The sequence below is a fragment of the Actinomyces sp. 565 genome (assembly GCF_010365615.1).
Taxonomy (GTDB): domain Bacteria; phylum Actinomycetota; class Actinomycetes; order Actinomycetales; family Actinomycetaceae; genus Actinomyces.
The window spans coordinates 146,419-165,856 of the sequence record NZ_PIZD01000049.1; the positions used below are offsets into that span (position 1 = coordinate 146,419).

Here is a 19,438-nt window from a genome sequence, read left to right on the forward strand (position 1 = left end):
CGTGTGCGCGGGCATACCGTGTAACGCCGGCGTACCCGGGAATCACTAGACTCGGACGCGATGAGCGAGCAGACGACTCCCGCCGTGCAACCACGCGTGGCCACCCAGCAGGTGCTGGGGCAGGCCGGGCGCCGTGGCCCCTTCCGCTACGGCGAACGCGTGCAGGTCACCGACTCCAAGGGCCGCAAGCACACTTTCGTGCTCGACCCCGGCGGCTACTTCCAGTCCCAACGCGGCAGCTTCTACCACCGTGACGTGATCGGCCGCGACGAGGGCACGGTGATCACCACCGAATCCGGACACGAGCTGCTGCTGCTGCGCCCGCTGCTGGCCGACTACGTGCTGTCCATGCCGCGCGGCGCCCAGGTCGTCTACACCAAGGACGCCGCCCAGGTGATCGCCTTCGCCGACATCTTCCCCGGTGCCCGCGTGCTGGAGGCCGGGGTCGGTTCCGGCGCCCTGACCATGAGCCTGCTGTCCGCGATCGGGGAAGGCGGCCACCTGCTGTCCATCGAGCGGCGCCATGACTTCGCGGCGATCGCCGCCTCCAACGTCGACTCCTGGTTCGGTCGCCACCACCCCGCCTGGGAGCTGCGCACCGGCGACTTCGTCGACGTGGTCGCCGCCCACGTCGCTGACGCGAGCGTGGACCGGGTGGTGCTGGACATGCTCGCCCCCTGGGAGAACATCGACGCCGCCGCCCGCGCCCTGGTACCCGGTGGCGTGTTCCTCGCCTACGTCGCCACCGTCCCGCAGCTGTCGCGCACCGTGGAGGCACTGCGCCACTCCAGGCGGTTCACCGAGCCCGAGTCCTGGGAGTCGGCGGTGCGCAGTTGGCATGTCGACGGCCTGGCCGTGCGTCCCGACCACCGCATGGTCGCCCACACCGGCTTCCTGGTCTCCGCCCGCCGCCTCGCCGCGGACTGCACCCCGCTGACCCGTAAGCGCCCGCCCGCCCGCGGCGCCTACGACGACGCCGGCTACTGGACCATCGAGGACGTGGGGGAGCGCACCAGCACCGACCGCAAGGTTCGCCGAGTATTGCGCGACTGCCGGGCCAAGCAGCCCGAGGACGCCACCCCGGTTCAGCCGGGCCTGCCCGGTCCACAGGAGTCGGAACATGAGTGAGTCCCAGCCCTTGGGCATGCCGGCGCGCGACTTCACCAGCCACCAGCTGCGTGAGGCCCGCGCCGAGGCCATCAGCCTGTCCGCCAAGAACGAGCGCCTCGCGTCGGCCCTGAGCGCCGCCCGCGAGCGCATCGCCGAGCTCGGCACCCAGCTCGACGCCGTCACCCGCCCACCCGTCACGCTCGGCCTGCTCACCGGCCTGCCCGGTCCCGCGGAGGCCGACGTGTCCCTGGGCGGACGTCACCTGCGGCTGGGGCTGCACCCCGATCTGGAGGTGGCCGAGCTGGAAGTGGGGCAGCGCGTGGCCGTCAACGACCAGATGCTGGTCGTCGCCGCCCTGCCCGCGCCCGACACCGGCGAGGCCGTCACCCTGGATGAGGTGCTGGCCGACGTCGACGACGCCGCGACCGCCGGCGAGAGCACGGCGGTGCCCACGGCCCGCGCCCTGGTCACCACCGGCTCCGGCGCCACCCGCGTGGTGCGCGTGGCCGGGCACCTCGACGCCGACGCGCTGCGGCCCGGCGACACGCTTGCCGCCGACCTGCGCGCCGACCTGGTAACCGCCCGCATCGCCCGCACCAGTGTCCAGCAGCTGGTGGTCGCCGAGACCCCGGACGTGTCCTGGGACGACATCGGTGGCTTGGGCCCGCAGATTCAGCAGATCCGCGACTCCCTCGAACTGCCCTTCGCCCACCCCGGCCTGTACCGCGCCTACGGGCTGCAGGCCCCCAAGGGCATGCTCCTGTACGGCCCGCCCGGCTGCGGCAAGACCCTGATAGCCAAGGCGGTCGCCACCTCCCTGGCCCGCTCCACGGGCGCCGGCGTCCACGACGCCGCCTTCCTGAACATCAAGGGCCCGGAGCTGCTGAGCAAGTTCGTCGGTGAGACGGAGCGGCAGATACGCGCCATCTTCGACCAGGCCCGCAAGGTCGCCGCCGAGGACCGTCCGGTGGTGATCTTCTTCGACGAGATGGAGGCCCTGTTCCGCACTCGTGGCAGCGGCGTCTCCTCCGACGTGGAGACCATGATCGTGCCGCAGGTCCTCACCGAGATCGACGGCGTTGAGTCGCTGAACAACGTGGTCATCATCGGCGCCTCCAACCGGGAGGACATGATCGACCCGGCGATCCTCCGGCCCGGACGATTCGACGTGAAGATTCGCATCGACCGCCCCGACGCCGCCGGTGCGCAGGAGATCCTCGCCAAGCACCTGCGCGCCGACCTGCCCCTGGACCCGGCGGAACTCGCCGCAGCTGGAGGCCACCGGGAGACCGCCGCGGCGGCCATGCGTCGCGCCGCCGTCACCGACCTGTACGCCCGCACCCCCGAACGGGCGGTACTGGAGCTCGCCTACGCCTCCGGGCGGCGCGAGACCCTGTACCTGGCTGACTTCGTCTCCGGCGCCATGCTCGCCGCCATCGTCGCCCGCGCCAAGACCGCCGCCATTAAGGATGAGCTGGCCGGCGGGGACGGCGGCCTGTCCACCGAGCGGCTGCGCGCGGCGGTCGCCGTCGAGGCCCAGCAGAACGAGGAGATCACTGCCGCCACCGCCCCGGAGGCCGCGGCCCGCGTCGTCGGTCACCGTGGCGAGATGGTGCGCGCGGTGCGCCGCCTGACGGACGCGATCACCACAGACCGACAGGAGAACGCATGAGCGCGCCCGAGTCCAGCCAGTTCAGCCCGGTGCGGCGCCCCGTCGGCCTGGAGACCGAGTTCGGGGTGCTTGAGCCGGGCAACCCCTATGCCAACGCCGTAGTCATGGCCAGCCGCATCGTGTCCGCCTACGGCACGTCGGCCCGCCCCGACGCCGGCACCCGGCAGGCCGTACGCTGGGACTACGAGGGGGAGGACCCGCTCGCCGACCTGCGCGGCGGCAGGCTGGAGCGCGCCGCCGCCCACCCCAGCCAACTCACCGACGACCCCGACCGCCCCGCCCCCTCCGGCGACCTCCCGCCGGCCCCATGGGGCACGCGCCCGCGTCCCAGTGCCGCCGAGGCCGCCCTGCCGCAGGCCACCACCGCCGTGCTCGCCAACGGTGCCCGCCTGTACGTGGACCACGCCCACCCCGAATACTCCTCCCCGGAGGTACTCACCCCCCGCGACGCGCTGGTGTGGGACCGGGCCGGGGAGGTGATCGCCCGCCGCGCCATGGCCGCCCTGGACCCGCGCGACGGCGAGGTGGTCCTGTACAAGAACAACGTCGACGGCAAGGGGGCTGCGTACGGCTCGCACGAGAACTACCTGGTGCGCCGCGACCTGCCCTTCGACACGCTGGCCGCCGCCCTCATCCCCTTCCTGGTGACCCGGCCCGTATTCGCCGGAGCCGGCCGGGTCGGTATCGGGCAGCGCAGTGAGCGCCCCGGCTTCCAGATCAGCCAGCGCGCCGACTACGTCGGCACCGACATCGCCCTGCAGACCACCTTCAACCGGCCCATCGTGAACACCCGCGACGAGCCGCACGCCGACGCCGCCCGCTTCCGCCGCCTGCACGTGATCAACGGGGACGCCAACCGCTTCGACGTGCCGATCTACCTAAAGGTCGCCAGCACCGACCTGCTGCTGTGGTACCTGGAGCGCGCCCACGACCGCGGCCAGGGCCTGGGGGCGCTGGAAGACTTGCGTATCACCACCGACCCGGTGGAGGAGCACTGGGCCCTGTCCCACGACCCGACGCTCAGCTACGCGCTCGCCACCGCCCGCGGCCGGCTGACCGCAGTGGAGATCCAGCGCGCTCACCTGTACGCCATCGCCGCTGCCCTGGGCGAGGACTACGGCGGCATCGACGCCGAACACGTCGGCGCCGAAACCGCCCAGGCGCTCGCCCTTTGGGACGAGACCCTGGAGGCGCTGGACGCCTACGCCACCGCTCACGGCACCCCCGCCCAGGCGCAGGCAACCGCCCGCTCCGCGCAGCTGGTCGAATGGGTCGCCAAGCTGCAGCTGTGCGAGCGCCTACGCGAGCGCTCCGGCACCGGCTGGGACGACCCGCGCCTGGCCGCCGCCGACATCCAGTGGGCCGACCTGCGCGCCGGGCGCGGCCTGGCCGAGAAGCTCATCACCGCCGGCCGCACCCGCCGCCTGGTCACCGACGCCGAGGTGGAGGCCGCCGCCGACCAGCCGCCCGTCGGCACGCGTGCCGCAGTTCGCGGCACGGCGGTGGCCAACCACGCCGCCGTCGTCGCCGCCTCCTGGACCAGCCTGGTGCTGGACGTGCCCGGGCGCGCCGAGCTGCTGCGCCTGCCGCTGCCCGACGCCGTGGCCGTATCGGAAGCCGAGTCAGCACGTATCCTGGGCGCCGTCCAAGACGCCGCCACCCCCGCAGAACCGGAAGAATCAGAAAGCCAGTCACGCGCATGAGCCTGAACGAGCAGATCCAGCCCTCTCCCGAACCCGCCGCGCCCGACCCGGCACCGGCCGGAGGCTCCGGCCAGACGCAGGCCGTCGGTGTTGACGACATCCTGGATGAGATCGATGCCGTCCTGGAGACCAACGCCGCCGCCTTCGTCCAGGGCTTCGTCCAGAAGGGCGGGCAGTGACGTTGAGTGCGCCGTCGGGCACTCCAGCCGACCGGCGCGCCCCCGCCCGGCGGATCATCGGCGTCGAAACCGAGTACGGCATCACCTGCGCCTCCACCGCCGGCGGCCCCCCACCGCTGGACGCCGACCACGCCGCCCGCGAGCTGTTCGCCCCCCTGATCGCCCGCGGCCGCTCCTCCAACGTCTTCACCCGCGGCGGCGCCCGCCTGTACCTGGACGTGGGCTCCCACCCCGAGTTCGCCACCGCCGAATGCGATAGCCTCACCGACCTGCTCGCCCAGGACCGGGCCGGCGAACTCACCATGGCCGACCTGGCCGCACAGGCCAACGCGCGCCTGGCCGCGCAGGACGTGCCCGGCCGCATCCACCTGCTCAAGAACAACCTGGATGCCGAGGGCGCCGGCTTCGGCTGCCACGAGAACTACCTGGTGCGCCGCCGCGGCGACTTCTGGAACGACGCCCGCACCCTGGTACCCCACCTGGTGACCCGGCAGATCCTGGTCGGCGCCGGCCACATCCTCACCGACCCGGCCGGGAAGCGTCCCGCCCGCTACGTCTTCTCCCAGCGCGCCGACCAGATGGAGGACGCCGTCTCCTCGGCCACCACCCGCTCCCGCCCGCTCATCAACACCCGCGACGAGCCGCACGCCGACGCCGAGAAGTACCGGCGCATGCACGTGATCGTCGGGGACTCCAACATCGCCCAGGGCTCAACCCTGCTCAAGGTCGGTGCCATGGACCTGCTGCTGGACTACCTGGAGGCCGGCGGTGACCTGTCCGACCTGCGCCTGGCCAACCCCATGCGGGCCATCCGCGACACCTGCCATGACCTGACCGGCACCGTGCAGCTGGAGCTGGCGGACGGACGCACCATCACTCCCGTCGGCCTGCAGGCCGAGCACCTGGAACGCGTACGCGCCCACGCCGACGCCGAACTGGACCTCACCGACGCGCACCGGCACGTACTGGACCTGTGGGAGCGCGGCCTGGAGGCCGTGCGCGCCGGCAACCCGGCGCTGGTGGCGACCGAACTCGACTGGGCCGCCAAGCAGCAGCTGCTGACCCGCTACGCCCAGCGCGCCGGCACCGGCCTGGACGACCCGCGCGTGGCCCGCCTGGCCCTGGCCTACCACGACGTCGACCCCACCGACGGGCTGCGCCTGCGCCTGGAGGCCGCCGGCCTGCTCAAGCGCATCGTGGACGAGCCCGCCTGCCGGGCCGCCGTCGACACGCCTCCGGCCACCACCCGCGCGCACCTGCGCGGCACCGCGGTCGCCCGCGCCGAAGAGCTGCGCCGCGACCTGTCAGTGGACTGGGTCAACCTCAAGCTCGACGACGGGCACACCCGCCCCGTCGCCCTGCGCGATCCCTTCGCCGCCGTCGATGCGCGCGTCGACGATCTGGTGGCCGCAATGGAGGGGCCGATTTCGCCACGCTCTGGCATACTCGTAACCAGCCCATGAATCCGTACGCCGATCAGACCACGCCCGTGCCCGCATCGGGGCCGGACGGCAAGCCCTTGACCCGCCGGCAGCTGCGCGAGCTCGAGCGGGAATTCGAGCGTGCTCGTCAGCACAGTCTTAGCGAGCACGGTACGGCGCCGCCCCCGGCGGTGGTGCATGTAGACGGCGGTCCCGGTATTCCCACGGCGGTCAACTCATTGGTCGGCAGCTCGCAGCCGGAGCCGCCGCCGATTACCGGTGCACAGCGTGCGATCGGGGCCGCTCTGGGACGGCCCCGGCCCCGCGGACGCGTCGCGGTCATACTCGCCGTCATCGTGGTTGCGGCGATCGTGCTGATGCCGGTCATTGTCTCCCGCCTCGGTCACGGCGGCGAGGAGACGGGCAGCGTAAGCAGCCAGGTCACCGCGGCGGATGCGCCCATCGACTCGGTGCTGGAGGTGGCCGGCCGGGTCGGCTCGGTCCCCGTGGTGTCCCTGATCTCCCCGCTGGCACCGGCCACTTCCGTCAGCACCGACACACTGATCGTCGGCGACGGTCGCAGCCTGTCGGCAGGCGACGCCGTACTGCTGTCCGTATCCACGTTCTCGGGCACCAACGGGGCGAACACCACCGGAACTCCCACCGGCGTGCGTATCTACCGCGGAACCGTGGACCCGGACGCACTCGGCGAGATACTCGCGGAAACGGTGACCGGGGCGACCGAGGGGTCCCGCCTGGTGCTGCGCGCCCCCGTATCCGCCCCGGACGGCGCCGTCGCCACCGAGATCACGGTGGTCGACGTGCTGCCCACCACCGCGGTAGGGCAGGAGCAGAGCCCCGTCGAGGGCCTGCCGGTTGTAGCCGTCGCCGACGACGGCACCGTCTCGCTGTCGATTGAAGGCCTGCGCGCCCCCAGCCGGGCCGCCGCCTCCGTCCTGATAGTGGGAGCGGGGCAGCAGATCGACTCCGGTGACGTCATCATTGCCCGCTACGCCTTTGTCAACTGGTCCGATTCCACCCTGGGTACCTCCAGCTACGGCGCCAGCACCGTTCCCGGCACGATTGACATGTCCAACACGATGTCCGGGATTGCCCAGCAGCTCGTAGACGTAACCGTGGGCAGCCGGATCGTGCTGGCGCTGCCGGCCGATCAGGCGGCTGGCGACGACGCCCTGGCCGTGGTCATCGATATTCTCGCCGTCGCCGCCGACGGCACCCTCACCGACGCCACGACGGCACCCAGTGCAGGGGCCACGGCTGACACGGAGGGCATTATCAGGGTTACTCCCAGTCCAGAGGCCGCGCGGCCCGCAGCTGCCGCACCTGCTGGTGGGAGCGGGAAGGAGGAGCGGTAGTCCATGAGTGTTGCGGTGCGCGTGATCCCCTGCCTGGACGTCAAGGACGGTCGGGTGGTCAAGGGCGTCAACTTCACCGGTCTGCGTGATGCGGGCGACCCCGTGGAGCTGGCGGCCCGCTACGACTCCCAGGGCGCCGACGAGATCACCTTCTTGGACGTGTCCGCCTCTGCCGAGGGGCGCGCCACCATGCTTGAGGTGGTCGCCGCTACTGCTGCGCAGGTATTCGTTCCCCTGACCGTCGGTGGTGGGGTCCGCAGTGTGGAAGATGTCGACCGTCTGCTGCGGGCCGGCGCCGACAAGGTGGGTATCAACACCGCCGCCATTGCCCGCCCCGAGCTGCTGACGGAGGTGGCTGCCCGCTTCGGCAACCAGGTCGTAGTACTGTCCGTGGATGCCCGCCGCTGCCCACCGGGCGTGGCCACGGCCTCCGGCTATGAGGTGACCACCCACGGCGGCACCCGCTCCACCGGCATAGACGCCGTCGAGTGGGCGGCGCGTGCTGCCGCGCTCGGCGCCGGTGAGATCCTGCTCAACTCCATGGACGCCGATGGCGTCACCGGTGGCTTCGACCTGGAGATGCTCGACGCGGTGCGCCGCGCCGTGCGCATTCCGCTGATCGCCTCCGGAGGCGCCGGGCGGCCCGATGACTTCGCCGCTGCCGCCGACCACGGTGCCGATGCGGTCCTCGCCGCCAGTGTCTTCCACTACGGCACCATGACTATCGGGCAGGCCAAGGAGGCGCTGCAGGCGGCCGGCCACCCGGTGCGCTGAGCCACTGGGCAACCAGACCGGTCCAGGATGGGTAATTCTCCCCATACTTTCGAGCCGAGTCCTCGTGTTACGATCCGTGACACACTAGGAAAGGCAGATATATGACCAGCTATGACCCCAACCAGAACCCCGGGAACAATCAGGGCTACCCGGCAGGGCAGGCCCCGCAGAACCAGGCTCCCAGCTACAACCAGCCCGCTGGCTACGGCATGAACCCGATGATGCCGTCGACCGAGAAGAACAACCTCGGTGGATGGGCCCTGGGACTGGGGATCGCCTCCGTCCTGTGCTGCGGGATTTTCACCGGTATTCCCGCCGCCATTTTGGGCTACCTCGGAATCCAGGCCGCTAATGAGGGGCGGGCCAGCAACAAGGGCATGTCGATCGCCGGCATCATTCTTGGCGCGCTGTCCATCGTGTCGATGATTATCGCTTTCGCCACCGGCACGTACTCAGAGCTCCTCAACAGGTGACCCGTCCGTCTTGTGAGCTATGACCAACTCTCCGGAGTTCTCGAGGTCGATACACGCCGCCGCGTCTTAATGGGCGCGGCGGTGGCCATATCGTTCCTGCCCGGAGCACTGATCATCGGATCCGGACTCCTTGGCCGGGACGGAATGGACTTGTGCCCGGTACACCGCGCGACCGGACTGTGGTGCCCCCTGTGCGGTGGCACGCGCGCAACCCGGGCGCTCCTGCACGGCGACCTGACGGCGGCTGCGGGGTACAACCCCTTTGCCCTGGTGGTTCTGGCCGCGGGTGCCGCAGTGCTACTGCGCTGGATCATCGGCCGCTGCCGTGGCAAGCCGCGCCCATTGCTAACCCCGCGTGAGGCCGTTGCGGTGTTCGCAGTGGCGGGTGTCTTCGCCCTGCTGCGCAACCTTCCGGGTATGTGGGTCTATCTGGGCCCTCTCCTGGGCCCGCCCGGATGACGGTGGCCGACGGCGCACCCGGCCGTGGGAGAATTGCGCAGTGACTTCCTCCCACACTCCAGCGCAGCCCAGTAATCCGCACCTGGGGGACTCATCCCCGGTTTCGCCCCTGCCGGCGGAGCTCGCTGCCCGGCTGAAGCGGGATGCGAACGGCCTGGTTGCCGCCGTCGTCCAGCAGTACGACACCCGCGAGGTCCTCATGCTCGGGTGGATGAACGATGAGGCGCTGCACCGCACCCTCACCGAGGGCCGTGTGACCTACTGGTCCCGGTCTCGGCAGGAGTACTGGCGCAAGGGCGACACTTCCGGCCACTACCAGTACGTCAAGGCGGTGTCTCTGGACTGTGACGGAGACGCGTTGCTGGTTGAGGTGGACCAGGTCGGCGCCGCCTGCCACACCGGTAAGCGCACCTGCTTCCTGGCAGGTGGTGACTTGGGTGCCCGAGCGGGGGAGCGTCCCTCTAGCCGGACAGATTTGCCTGAGCGCCCCCTCGCCGGGAACCATGAGGAGCGGAGGGAGTGACCACCGGGTGAACAGCTTCGAAGAGCTTGCCGCGACGGCGCGTGCCTGCGTGTCCGTGCGCGAGCACCACGTCCCGCTGGATGAGCTCAAGGAGGCCGTGCGCGCGGCACCGGCCTGCCGTGACGCCCTCGCCGCGCTGCGCGGCGAGGGGAGAGCGGTGTCGGTCATCGCTGAGGTCAAGCGCGCCACCGCCACCTTCGCTGATCTCTCCGGCGTAGGCGACGTCGCCATTCTGGCGGGCTTCTACGCCGCCGGCGGGGCCGCCTGCGTCTCGGTAGTGACCGAGCCGGCCCGCTCCCACGGCCGCCTGGCCGATCTGGATGCCGTGCGCGCCGCCGTCGAGGTGCCGGTCCTCGTCAACGACGTGATCGTCACCCCGTACCAGGTACACGAGGCGCGCGCCCACGGTGCCGACCTGCTCATGCTCGACGCCCGGCTCGAGCCCCTGATCCTGGAGTCGCTGATCGACCGGACCCAGTCCCTGGGCATGGCCGCCGTGGTGGAGGCGCACTCGCGCAGCGAGGCCGTCCAGGCCGTGCAGTCGGGTGCGCGCCTCGTCTCCGTGGACGCCCGTGACCCCCAGACCCGGGAAGTTGACCGCTCCCGCTTCGAGCGGGTGGCGCAGGTCCTGCCGGCATCCGTAACCCGCATTGCCGCCGGGGGTGTGCGCGGGCCCCATGACGTAATGAGCTATGCGCGCGCGGGGGCGGACGTCGTGCTCGTCGGTGAGGCGGTCATCCGCTCCGCCGACCCCCAACAGTTCGTTGCCGAGCTGGTTGCCGCGGGCAGCCATCCGGCGCTCCTTCCTGCAACTTACCGAGAGGCGCCGTAAGTGCCCGTCACCTCCCTCGCCCCCGCCGCGGTGCTCGCGGCCTCCATCCCCAGTCCGGCCCGCGGGGTGTGGCAGCTGGGACCACTGCCGCTGCGCGCCTATGCGCTGTGCATCCTTGCCGGGGTGTTCGTCGCCGTGTGGTGGAGCGACCGCCGCTACCGTGCCGCGGGCGGGGGAGCGGACCAGGTGCTCGATGTCGCCCTGCTGGCCGTGCCCTGGGGCATTGTGGGGGCGCGGCTGTACCACGTCGTGACCTCCCCGGAGGCGTATTTCGGTGCACATGGGAACCCAGCGCTCATCCCGCAGGTCTGGCGCGGCGGACTCGGCGTCTGGGGCGGCATCTTCTTCGGCGCGCTCGCTGCCGCCTGGCTGCTGCGCCGCCGCGGGCTGCGCTGGGCGCCCTTCGCCGACGCCGTCGCCCCGGCGCTGCTGGTAGCGCAGGCCATCGGCCGGCTGGGCAACTGGTTCAACCAGGAGCTGTTCGGCTCCCCGACCACGCTGCCCTGGGGACTGCAGATCGACGATGCGCACCTTCCGCCCGGGTACGCCTCCGGCACCCTGTTCCACCCCACGTTCTTGTACGAGGCCCTGTGGAACCTGGCCGGCGCAGCCTTCCTGATCTGGCTGGAGCGGCGGCTGCGACGCCGCGACGGCGCCGTGGGTGGACGGCTGCTTTGGGCCTACCTGATGGTGTACACCGCCGGCCGCGTATGGATCGAGTGCCTGCGCATCGACGACGCCCACATCATTGCCGGACTGCGGCTGAACGTGTGGACATCAATCCTCATCTTCCTGGTCGGGCTGGCCTGCTTCACCGTCCTGTCACGTCGCCCCCTGCACGATGAGGTCACTGCGCAGCGCCGGTGATGACGGTCCCAACCGGGCGGCAAGTGCGTCGGTTGCTCGTGCCCGGGCCGGTAGTCAATTAGGCTTGGCCCATGCGCAGAGCGAAGATCGTATGCACCCTTGGGCCCGCCACCGATTCTCCTGAACAGGTGCAGGCGCTCGTGGACGCCGGCATGAACGTATGCCGCATCAACCGTTCCCACGGCCGCGCCGAGGACCAGGAGGAGGTCATCGCCCGCGTGCGTGCCGCTGCTGAGGCGTCGGGCCGGGCCGTCGCCATCCTGGTGGACCTGCAGGGCCCGAAGATCCGCCTGGGCAACTTCGTGGACGACCAGAAGGTGATGCTCAACAAGGGCGACGAGTTCACCATCACCACCGATGACGTGCTGGGCACCGTCAAGCGCGTCTCCACGACCTTCAAGGGGCTGCCCGGGGACTGCCGTCCCGGCGACCGCCTGCTGATCGATGACGGCAACGTGGCCGTCCGCGTCACAGCGGTTACGGACACCGACGTGGTCACCCGCGTCGAGGTTCCCGGCTACGTCTCCAACCACAAGGGCATCAACCTTCCGGGCGTGGCCGTGTCCGTCCCCGCCCTGTCGGAGAAGGACCGTGAGGACCTGCGCTGGGCGCTCAAGATCGGCGCTGACCTCATCGCCCTGTCCTTTGTCCGCAATGCCAACGACATCAAGGACGTCCACGAGATCATGGACGAGGTCGGCGTACGCATCCCGGTGATCGCCAAGATCGAGAAGCCGCAGGCGGTGGAGAACCTGCTGGACATCGTCTCCGCCTTTGACGGCATCATGGTGGCTCGCGGCGACCTCGGGGTGGAGATGCCACTGGAGGCGGTGCCGCTGGTGCAGAAGCGCGCCATCGAGCTCGCCCGCCGCCAGGCCAAGCCGGTGATCGTCGCCACCCAGGTGCTGGAGTCGATGATCCAGAACCCGCGGCCCACCCGCGCGGAGGCCTCCGACTGCGCCAACGCGATCCTTGACGGTGCCGATGCCGTCATGCTCTCCGGGGAGACCTCGGTGGGCGCCTACCCGATCGAGGCCGTGCGCACCATGGCCAACATTATTGAGAACGTGGAGGAGAACGGCGGCGAGCGCATCGCTCCGCTGGGCTCCTACCCGCAGACCCGCGGCGGCGCCATCACCCGTGCCGCCGCCGAGATGGGCGAGCAGCTCGATGCCACCTACCTGGTCACCTTCACCCAGTCCGGTGATACGGCGCGCCGCCTGTCCCGCCTACGTTCAACTATTCCGCTGCTGGCCTTCACCCCGCTGCGCTCGACCCGCAATCAGCTCTCCGTCTCCTGGGGTGTACAGACATACGAGGTGCCCGAGGTCAAGCACACCGATGACATGGTCGACCAGGTCGATGAGGTGCTTCAGGCCAAGCACCTGGCCCAGCCGGGCGACGAGGTGATCATCGTCGCGGGCATGCCCCCGGGCACTCCCGGCTCCACTAACTCCATCCGCGTGCACACGGTGGGGGAGCGCAGCGACTACCGGGTGTGATGCCGCGGCTATGCGCAATGTCGCTCTGGTAAGGGGATGGCGGCAGCGCAGGTAGGAGTAGCTGGCCCGGTCCGGTCCTCAGCCTACGAACGGCAGAATCTCTGCCCCGCACTGGCCATGTGGCCCTGTGACGCATAGTGCGTTACAGGGCCACACTTGTCCTGTGCGCACCGGCGGGCACCCGGCGAGAATGCGGTGAGCCGTGCGGGGTCGCCGCGTCGGGGCTTGGCTGCGGCCTCTCCATCTCCGGGAGCGGGGACATCTGCAACGCCACTTCGGGGTTAACAACGCCTGTTAACTGCCTGCTGAAGGGCTCTGAGGTATACAGCAGGCCGTTAAGTGGCGTTGTTAACCTCCAACCGGCGTAGCAGACTCCCCAGCCCGCTCACGCTCACGGTCGGCTCCGCCCTCGTGCACGCCGGGACGGCGCCCCAGCGTCCCGGACCTTGGGCGCTCCGCCGCCCAGTCCGTCAGACACTCGGCGAGCAGAGCACTGTGACCACCACGACCGCACGAGTTGCCCTTCCGGGCCTGCAAGCGCGGCGTGTCAAAGCTTCAAACCGTCGAGCAAACCGCCGAGTTGCGGCTTGTTCCCTCGTGTCCGCACTGGGCACGACCGCCGTCTTTCGTTGAGACAGTGCCGTTCCTCGGTACCTCCGGTGGGACTCGAACCCACAACACTCCGATTTTGAGTCGGATGCCTCTGCCAATTGGGCTACGGAGGCGCGTTCGCTCACACGCGGGGCGGCGTGCGGGCTTCACGACGGACCCGAGCATACTAGTATCGAGCCGTGAGCAACGAGTCCGCTTCTTCCAAGTCCCGCAGAGTCCTTGTCGCCGAGGACGAGACCCTCATCCGCCTGGACATCGTCGAGACCCTGACGGATGCAGGCTACGAGGTCGTCGCCGAGGCCGCGAACGGGGAGGAGGCGATTCGCCTCGCCGAGGAGCACGAGCCCGACCTGTGCGTCATGGACGTGAAGATGCCGGTGCTGGACGGCATCACTGCTGCCGAGCGCATCATCGACGCGCACGGCTGTGCCGTGGTCATGCTGACCGCCTTCTCCCAGACTGAACTGGTGGAGCGCGCCGGCGCCGCCGGCGCCATGGCCTACGTGGTCAAGCCCTTCACCCCGGCGGACTTGATTCCCGCCATCGAGATCGCCATGTCCCGTCACGAGGAGATCCGTTCCCTGGAGTCGGAGATCTCCGACCTGCAGGAGCGCTTCGAGACTCGTAAGCGCGTTGACCGTGCCAAGGGCCTGCTCATGGAGCGGATGGGCCTCAGTGAGCCCGAGGCCTTCCGCTGGCTGCAGAAGACATCCATGAACCGTCGCCTGACCATGCGTGAGGTAGCCGACGCCGTCATCGAGCAGGTCGGCGGCGCCAAGAAGGAGTAGGCGGGAGGGATCCCGCGCGCGGGGGCCAGGGGAACTACGGACGGGCCTTCAGAAGCCGTCCACCTCCACGTACAGGCAGCGCAGCGTGCCGTGGGCGACGACGTGCCCGTCCTCGTCGCTGACCTCCACCCGGTATACGGTGGTGCGCCGCCCGCGGTGCAGGGGCGTGGCCACTGCGGTCACCCAGCCGCGCCGTGCCGGCCGTAGGTGGCTGACCTGCAGGTCGGTGCCCACCGGGGCGGTGCCCGTCGGCGCTGCCTCCCGCGCCGCGACGGACGCCGCCGTCTCCACTAGGGCCGCATTGGCGCCCCCGTGCAGCACTCCGGTGACCTGCCGGGCGCCATCCACCGGCATGCGCACCACCGTGTGCTCGGCAGAACGCTCCTGAAGCTCCATGCGCAGCGTCGCCATGAGAGTGCCGTCCAGGGAGTCGACGGGCCCGGATGCGCCCAGGGCGCTAGTTGCCGAGACCGCCGAGCCGGCTGCCCGGGGCACCGGGAAGGGACGGGCGGACTTGGCGGGGAAGGCCACGGGCGCGTCCGCCGAGGCGGATGCGGGATGCTTGTCGCTCATACCCTTAGGCTGTCACGGTGAGCACCAAACAGACCAGCCCCGCCGCCCGGGACGTCGCAGGGCGTCTGCTCCTCATAGACGGGCACTCCATGGCCTTCCGCGCCTTCTATGCCCTGCCGGCAGAGAACTTCACCACTACTACCGGCCAGTCAACCAATGCCGTGTACGGCTTCGTATCCATGTTCCTGTCCCTGCTGGAGCAGGAGCGGCCCACGCACGCGGCCGTGGCCTTCGACCTGCCCGGAGGTACCTTCCGCACCCAGGAGTACGCCGAGTACAAGAGCACCCGCGATGAGACGCCACCCGCCTTCGCCGGCCAGGTCGAGCTGCTCCAGGACGTGCTGGCGGCCATGGGAGTGCCCACGGTGACCGCACCCGGATACGAGGCCGATGACATCCTGGCCACTCTTGCCGCTCAGGGGCAGCGCGAGGGAATGGAGGTGCTCGTCTGCTCCGGGGACCGCGACTCCTTCCAGACGGTCACCGAGCACTGCACGGTCCTGTACCCGATCAAGGGCGTGTCCACGCTGCGGCGAATGACCCCGGCCGAAGTCGAGGAGCGCTACGGCGTGCCGCCGGAGCGCTACCCCCACCTGGCCGCGCTGGTCGGCGAGACCTCCGACAACCTTCCGGGCGTGCCGGGAGTCGGCCCGAAGACCGCCGCCAAGTGGATCCGCCTGTATGACGGCCTGGAAGGCGTCATCGCCAACGCCGACCAGATCAAGGGCAAGGCCGGCCAGTCCTTGCGCGACCACCTCGACGACGTGCTGCGCAACCGCCGCCTGAACCATCTGCTGACCGACCTCGACCTCGGACTCGACCCCGCCGCCGACCTGCGGCTGGCCGGGGCCGACCGCGAGGCGCTCGGCCGCATCATGGACGCCCTGGAATTCCGTGCCCTCCAGCAGCGCTCCGAGCGGATCCTGACCTTCGCTGACGGGGCCCGTGCCGACGCCGATTCACCCGCTGCGAGTCTGGAGGCCGTCACCGTCGCTGCTGTCGGCCACGACGTCGCCCCCGGCGACGTCGCGCGGTGGCTGGACGCCAACTTCCCGGTCCGCGAGCCGTCCGCTCCGCTCGGACTGGATGTGGTCGGCACGATGCGCCCCGGCCAGGGGGATGCGACCATGGTCGCACTGTGCGACGGCGTTGCCGCCCTCGTAGCGGACCTGTCCCTGCTCGAGCCGACCGATGAGGCGGCCCTGTTCGCCCTGCTCGCCGACGCCGACCGTCCTAAGGTCGTATCCGACGCCAAGGGCGCATGGCACGCCCTGCACGCCCGCGGCGTCGACCTGGACGGCGTAATCGCCGATCCCTCGCTCGCCGGCTACCTGTGCCGCCCAGAGCTGCGCTCCTACGACGTCGCCGCGCTGGCGCAGCGGTGGCTCGGCGTCGACCTGGAGGCACTTACCGCACCGCGGGGCGACCAGGACCAAAGTGCCTTCGACCTGGAGTCCCTCGCCGACGACGCCCCCGCGGCCACCGCGCTCGCCGCCGCCCACCGGGCGGCCGTGCTCCTGCCCCTGCAGCGGGCCCTGGAGGGGCAGATGCGCGAACGCGGGGTTCTGGACCTGTACCTGGACCTGGAGATGCCGGTGTCGGCGACGCTGACGCAAATGGAGGACGCCGGCATCGCGGTTGACGACCGCGTCCTGGCCGTGCGCCAGGCCGAGCTTGACGCCCGCGTGACTCACGCCGCCGAGGGCGCCTTCGCCGCCGCCGGGCATGAGCTCAACCTCTCCAGCCCCAAGCAGCTGCAGGCCGTGCTCTTCGACGAGCTCAAGATGCCCAAGACGCGCCGCACCAAAACCGGCTACACCACCGACGCCGATGCCCTGGCATCCCTTTACGTCAAGACCAGTCACCCGTTCCTGGAGCACCTGCTCGAGCACCGCGACGCCATCAAGCTGCGGCAGACCGTGGAGGGACTGCGCAAGGCGATCGGACCGGACGGGCGCATTCACACCACCTTCCAGCAGACTATCGCGGCCACCGGTCGGCTCTCCTCCACGGACCCGAACCTGCAGAACATCCCGGCACGCACCGAGGAGGGCATGCGTATCCGTGAGGCCTTCACCGTGGGGGCGGGCTACGAATGCCTGCTGACCGCCGACTACTCGCAGATCGAGATGCGGATCATGGCGCACCTTTCCGGTGACGCCGCCCTGATCGAGGCATTCCGCTCCGGGGAGGACCTGCACCGCTACGTCGCGGCCATGGTGCACGGCATCGGCGTCGACGAGGTCACCCCCCAGCAGCGCAGCCATGTAAAGGCCATGAGCTACGGGCTGGCCTACGGGCTGTCAACTTTCGGCCTGGCACGCCAGCTCGGAGTTGACACAGCCGAGGCGGCAGCCTTGCGAGAGGCCTACTTTGCCCGCTTCGGCCGTGTGCGCGACTACCTGGAGGATGTGGTCGAGCAGGCCCGCCGTGACGGGTGGACCCAGACCATGTTCGGGCGTCGCCGCTACCTGCCGGACCTGAACAGTGACAACCGCCAGCGCCGGGACATGGCCGAGCGCGCCGCCCTGAACGCCCCCATCCAGGGCAGCGCCGCAGATATCGTCAAGCAGGCCATGGTGGACGTCGCCGAGTCCCTGGCCGGTGCCGGCCTGCGCTCCCGCATCCTGCTGCAGATCCACGATGAGCTGCTGCTGGAGATCGCCCCCGGTGAGATCGAGTCCGTTGAGGCGCTGGTGCGGGACCGGATGAGCGGCGCGGCCGAGTTGTCCGTGCCGCTGGACGTGTCCATGGGGCGCGGCACCACTTGGCGGGAAGCCGCTCACTGACCCGTCGCGGAGTGACTACCGACACTGGCGTGAGAAAATCCACGTAAATCTCGGCCGGGTTTGTGACACGCCCACAAGTCACGGATTGGGAACGTGCTGGTATGGTCTTACGGGCACGCCCCTGGGCGTCGCATATGCGGCGACCAACCGTGGTGCGCAGCCGGTCCGGGCCGGCTCGCGCGGCGGGGGACGTGTGGAATCTATCGACCCGACCCTTCTGTCCATATTCGGAGCAACTACTCAATGACCACCAACACGCCCAGCCCCGCCCCGGTCGCCGTCAACGACATCGGCTCGACCGAGGAGATCCTCGCCGCCGTCGACGAGACCATCAAGTACTTCGATGACGGCGACATCGTCGAGGGCACCGTTGTCAAGGTCGACCGCGACGAGGTCCTCCTCGACATCGGCTACAAGACCGAGGGCGTCATCCTCGCTCGCGAACTGTCGATCAAGCACGATGTCGACCCCGAGGAGATCGTCTCCGTCGGCGATGACATCGAGGCCCTGGTTCTCCAGAAGGAGGACAAGGAGGGCCGCCTGCTGCTGAGCAAGAAGCGTGCCCAGTACGAGCGCGCCTGGGGCACCATCGAACGCATCAAGGAGGAGGACGGCGTCGTCTCCGGCACCGTCATCGAGGTCGTCAAGGGCGGCCTGATCCTCGACGTCGGCCTGCGCGGCTTCCTGCCCGCCTCCCTGGTGGAGATGCGCCGGGTGCGGGACCTGCAGCCCTACGTCGGCCGCGAGCTTGAGGCCAAGATCATCGAGCTGGACAAGAACCGTAACAACGTGGTTCTGTCCCGCCGCGCCTGGCTGGAGCAGACCCAGTCCGAGGTTCGCACCAACTTCCTGCAGACCCTGCAGAAGGGCCAGGTCCGCACGGGCGTGGTCTCCTCCATCGTCAACTTCGGTGCCTTCGTGGACCTGGGCGGCGTGGACGGCCTGGTCCACGTCTCCGAGCTGTCCTGGAAGCACATCGACCACCCCTCCGAGGTTGTGGAGGTCGGCCAGGAGGTCACCGTCGAGGTGCTCGACGTCGACTTCGACCGCGAGCGTGTCTCCCTGTCGCTCAAGGCGACGCAGGAGGACCCGTGGCAGGCCTTCGCCCGCACGCACGCCATCGGCCAGGTCGTGCCCGGCAAGGTCACCAAGCTGGTTCCCTTCGGCGCGTTCGTGCGCGTGGAGGACGGCATCGAGGGCCTGGTGCACATCTCCGAGCTGGCTCAGCGCCACGTGGAGCTGCCCGAGCAGGTCGTCAAGGTTGGTGACGAGGTCTTCGTCAAGGTTATCGACATCGACCTGGACCGCCGCCGCATCTCCCTGTCGCTGAAGCAGGCCAACGACGGCGTCGACCCGAACTCCGACGACTTCGACCCCTCGCTGTACGGTATGGCCGCCGAGTACGACGAGAACGGCAACTACAAGTACCCCGAGGGCTTCGACCCGGAGACCAACGAGTGGCTGGAGGGCTACGAGGCGCAGCGGGAGGCCTGGGAGGCCGAGTACGCGGCCGCGCAGGCCCGCTGGGAGGCTCACAAGGCCCAGGTCGCCCGCGCCCTGGAAGAGGACCAGGAGGACAGCGAGGCCGCCCCGGCGGAAGCCGCCACCTCCTTCTCCTCAACGCAGCCCGAGGCCACCGGTACTCTCGCCTCCGACGAGGCGCTGGCCGCGCTGCGCGAGAAGCTGACCGGCAACTGATCCGGTTCACCGGGGTCCACCTCGGTGGCCACCCTCCCGGAGCACAGCCATGATCGGGGCCCGCCCACCAACCGGTGGGCGGGCCCC

At 70.0% G+C, this 19,438-nt stretch carries 17 protein-coding genes and 1 tRNA gene; 16 read left to right on the plus strand and 2 right to left on the minus strand.

Going from position 1 to position 19,438, the window contains the following annotated elements:
- The first annotated feature begins 60 nt into the window (after positions 1–60).
- The 13 genes from GZ997_RS08195 (at position 61) to pyk (ending at position 12,891) form a co-directional block, all read left to right on the plus strand.
- Complete coding sequence (locus GZ997_RS08195) at positions 61–1,128, plus strand: tRNA (adenine-N1)-methyltransferase (RefSeq protein WP_162679535.1); 1,068 nt, start codon at positions 61–63, stop codon at positions 1,126–1,128.
- On the plus strand, positions 1,121–2,782 hold the full coding sequence (arc, locus tag GZ997_RS08200; RefSeq protein WP_162679536.1) for a proteasome ATPase: 1,662 nt from the start codon (positions 1,121–1,123) through the stop codon (positions 2,780–2,782). The genes GZ997_RS08195 and arc overlap by 8 nt, the downstream gene beginning before the upstream one ends.
- Positions 2,779–4,485: a depupylase/deamidase Dop gene (dop, locus tag GZ997_RS08205; RefSeq protein ID WP_162679537.1), complete on the plus strand. Its 1,707-nt coding sequence runs from the start codon at positions 2,779–2,781 to the stop codon at positions 4,483–4,485. Before arc ends, dop begins: the two co-directional genes overlap by 4 nt.
- Positions 4,482–4,664 (plus strand): ubiquitin-like protein Pup, encoded by a 183-nt coding sequence (locus tag GZ997_RS08210; RefSeq protein WP_162679538.1) that lies wholly within the window; start codon positions 4,482–4,484, stop codon positions 4,662–4,664. Before dop ends, GZ997_RS08210 begins: the two co-directional genes overlap by 4 nt.
- On the plus strand, positions 4,661–6,127 hold the full coding sequence (gene pafA, locus GZ997_RS08215) for a Pup--protein ligase (RefSeq protein WP_237564324.1): 1,467 nt from the start codon (positions 4,661–4,663) through the stop codon (positions 6,125–6,127). Before GZ997_RS08210 ends, pafA begins: the two co-directional genes overlap by 4 nt.
- On the plus strand, positions 6,124–7,461 hold the full coding sequence (locus GZ997_RS08220) for a hypothetical protein (RefSeq protein WP_161923965.1): 1,338 nt from the start codon (positions 6,124–6,126) through the stop codon (positions 7,459–7,461). The genes pafA and GZ997_RS08220 overlap by 4 nt, the downstream gene beginning before the upstream one ends.
- A 3-nt stretch (positions 7,462–7,464) precedes the next feature.
- Entirely contained in the window at positions 7,465–8,235 is a 771-nt protein-coding gene (hisF, locus tag GZ997_RS08225; RefSeq protein ID WP_162679539.1) for an imidazole glycerol phosphate synthase subunit HisF, read from the plus strand.
- A gap of 101 nt (positions 8,236–8,336) precedes the next feature.
- Entirely contained in the window at positions 8,337–8,708 is a 372-nt protein-coding gene (locus GZ997_RS08230; RefSeq protein ID WP_161923967.1) for a DUF4190 domain-containing protein, read from the plus strand.
- Positions 8,709–8,789: 81 nt separating this feature from the next.
- Positions 8,790–9,167: a DUF2752 domain-containing protein gene (locus tag GZ997_RS08235; protein WP_237564325.1), complete on the plus strand. Its 378-nt coding sequence runs from the start codon at positions 8,790–8,792 to the stop codon at positions 9,165–9,167.
- Positions 9,168–9,276: 109 nt separating this feature from the next.
- Positions 9,277–9,690 (plus strand): phosphoribosyl-AMP cyclohydrolase, encoded by a 414-nt coding sequence (hisI, locus tag GZ997_RS08240; RefSeq protein ID WP_162679570.1) that lies wholly within the window; start codon positions 9,277–9,279, stop codon positions 9,688–9,690.
- A gap of 7 nt (positions 9,691–9,697) precedes the next feature.
- Complete coding sequence (locus GZ997_RS08245; protein ID WP_308807152.1) at positions 9,698–10,522, plus strand: indole-3-glycerol phosphate synthase TrpC; 825 nt, start codon at positions 9,698–9,700, stop codon at positions 10,520–10,522.
- Positions 10,523–11,389 (plus strand): prolipoprotein diacylglyceryl transferase, encoded by an 867-nt coding sequence (gene lgt, locus GZ997_RS08250; protein ID WP_343212306.1) that lies wholly within the window; start codon positions 10,523–10,525, stop codon positions 11,387–11,389.
- A gap of 71 nt (positions 11,390–11,460) precedes the next feature.
- Entirely contained in the window at positions 11,461–12,891 is a 1,431-nt protein-coding gene (pyk, locus tag GZ997_RS08255; RefSeq protein WP_161923969.1) for a pyruvate kinase, read from the plus strand.
- Between the two features lie 651 nt (positions 12,892–13,542).
- Here pyk and GZ997_RS08260 read toward each other — a convergent pair.
- Positions 13,543–13,616 (minus strand) — tRNA-Leu (locus GZ997_RS08260).
- Positions 13,617–13,682: 66 nt separating this feature from the next.
- Between GZ997_RS08260 and GZ997_RS08265 the strand changes: the two genes are divergently transcribed.
- Positions 13,683–14,291 (plus strand): response regulator, encoded by a 609-nt coding sequence (locus tag GZ997_RS08265; RefSeq protein ID WP_162679541.1) that lies wholly within the window; start codon positions 13,683–13,685, stop codon positions 14,289–14,291.
- Between the two features lie 48 nt (positions 14,292–14,339).
- Here the strand turns inward: GZ997_RS08265 and GZ997_RS08270 are convergent, their stop codons facing one another.
- Positions 14,340–14,864 carry a PaaI family thioesterase gene (locus GZ997_RS08270; RefSeq protein WP_162679542.1) on the minus strand — a complete coding sequence of 175 codons (525 nt, stop codon included), beginning with the start codon at positions 14,862–14,864 and terminating at the stop codon, positions 14,340–14,342.
- A gap of 17 nt (positions 14,865–14,881) precedes the next feature.
- Between GZ997_RS08270 and polA the strand changes: the two genes are divergently transcribed.
- The gene (gene polA / locus GZ997_RS08275; RefSeq protein WP_162679543.1) at positions 14,882–17,653 is read left to right on the plus strand and encodes a DNA polymerase I; all 2,772 of its coding nucleotides are present in this window, start codon (positions 14,882–14,884) and stop codon (positions 17,651–17,653) included.
- 243 nt (positions 17,654–17,896) lie between these two features.
- A complete protein-coding gene (gene rpsA / locus GZ997_RS08280) occupies positions 17,897–19,351 on the plus strand; it encodes a 30S ribosomal protein S1 (RefSeq protein ID WP_161923972.1) in 1,455 nt (484 codons plus the stop codon).
- The last annotated feature ends 87 nt before the right edge of the window (positions 19,352–19,438 follow it).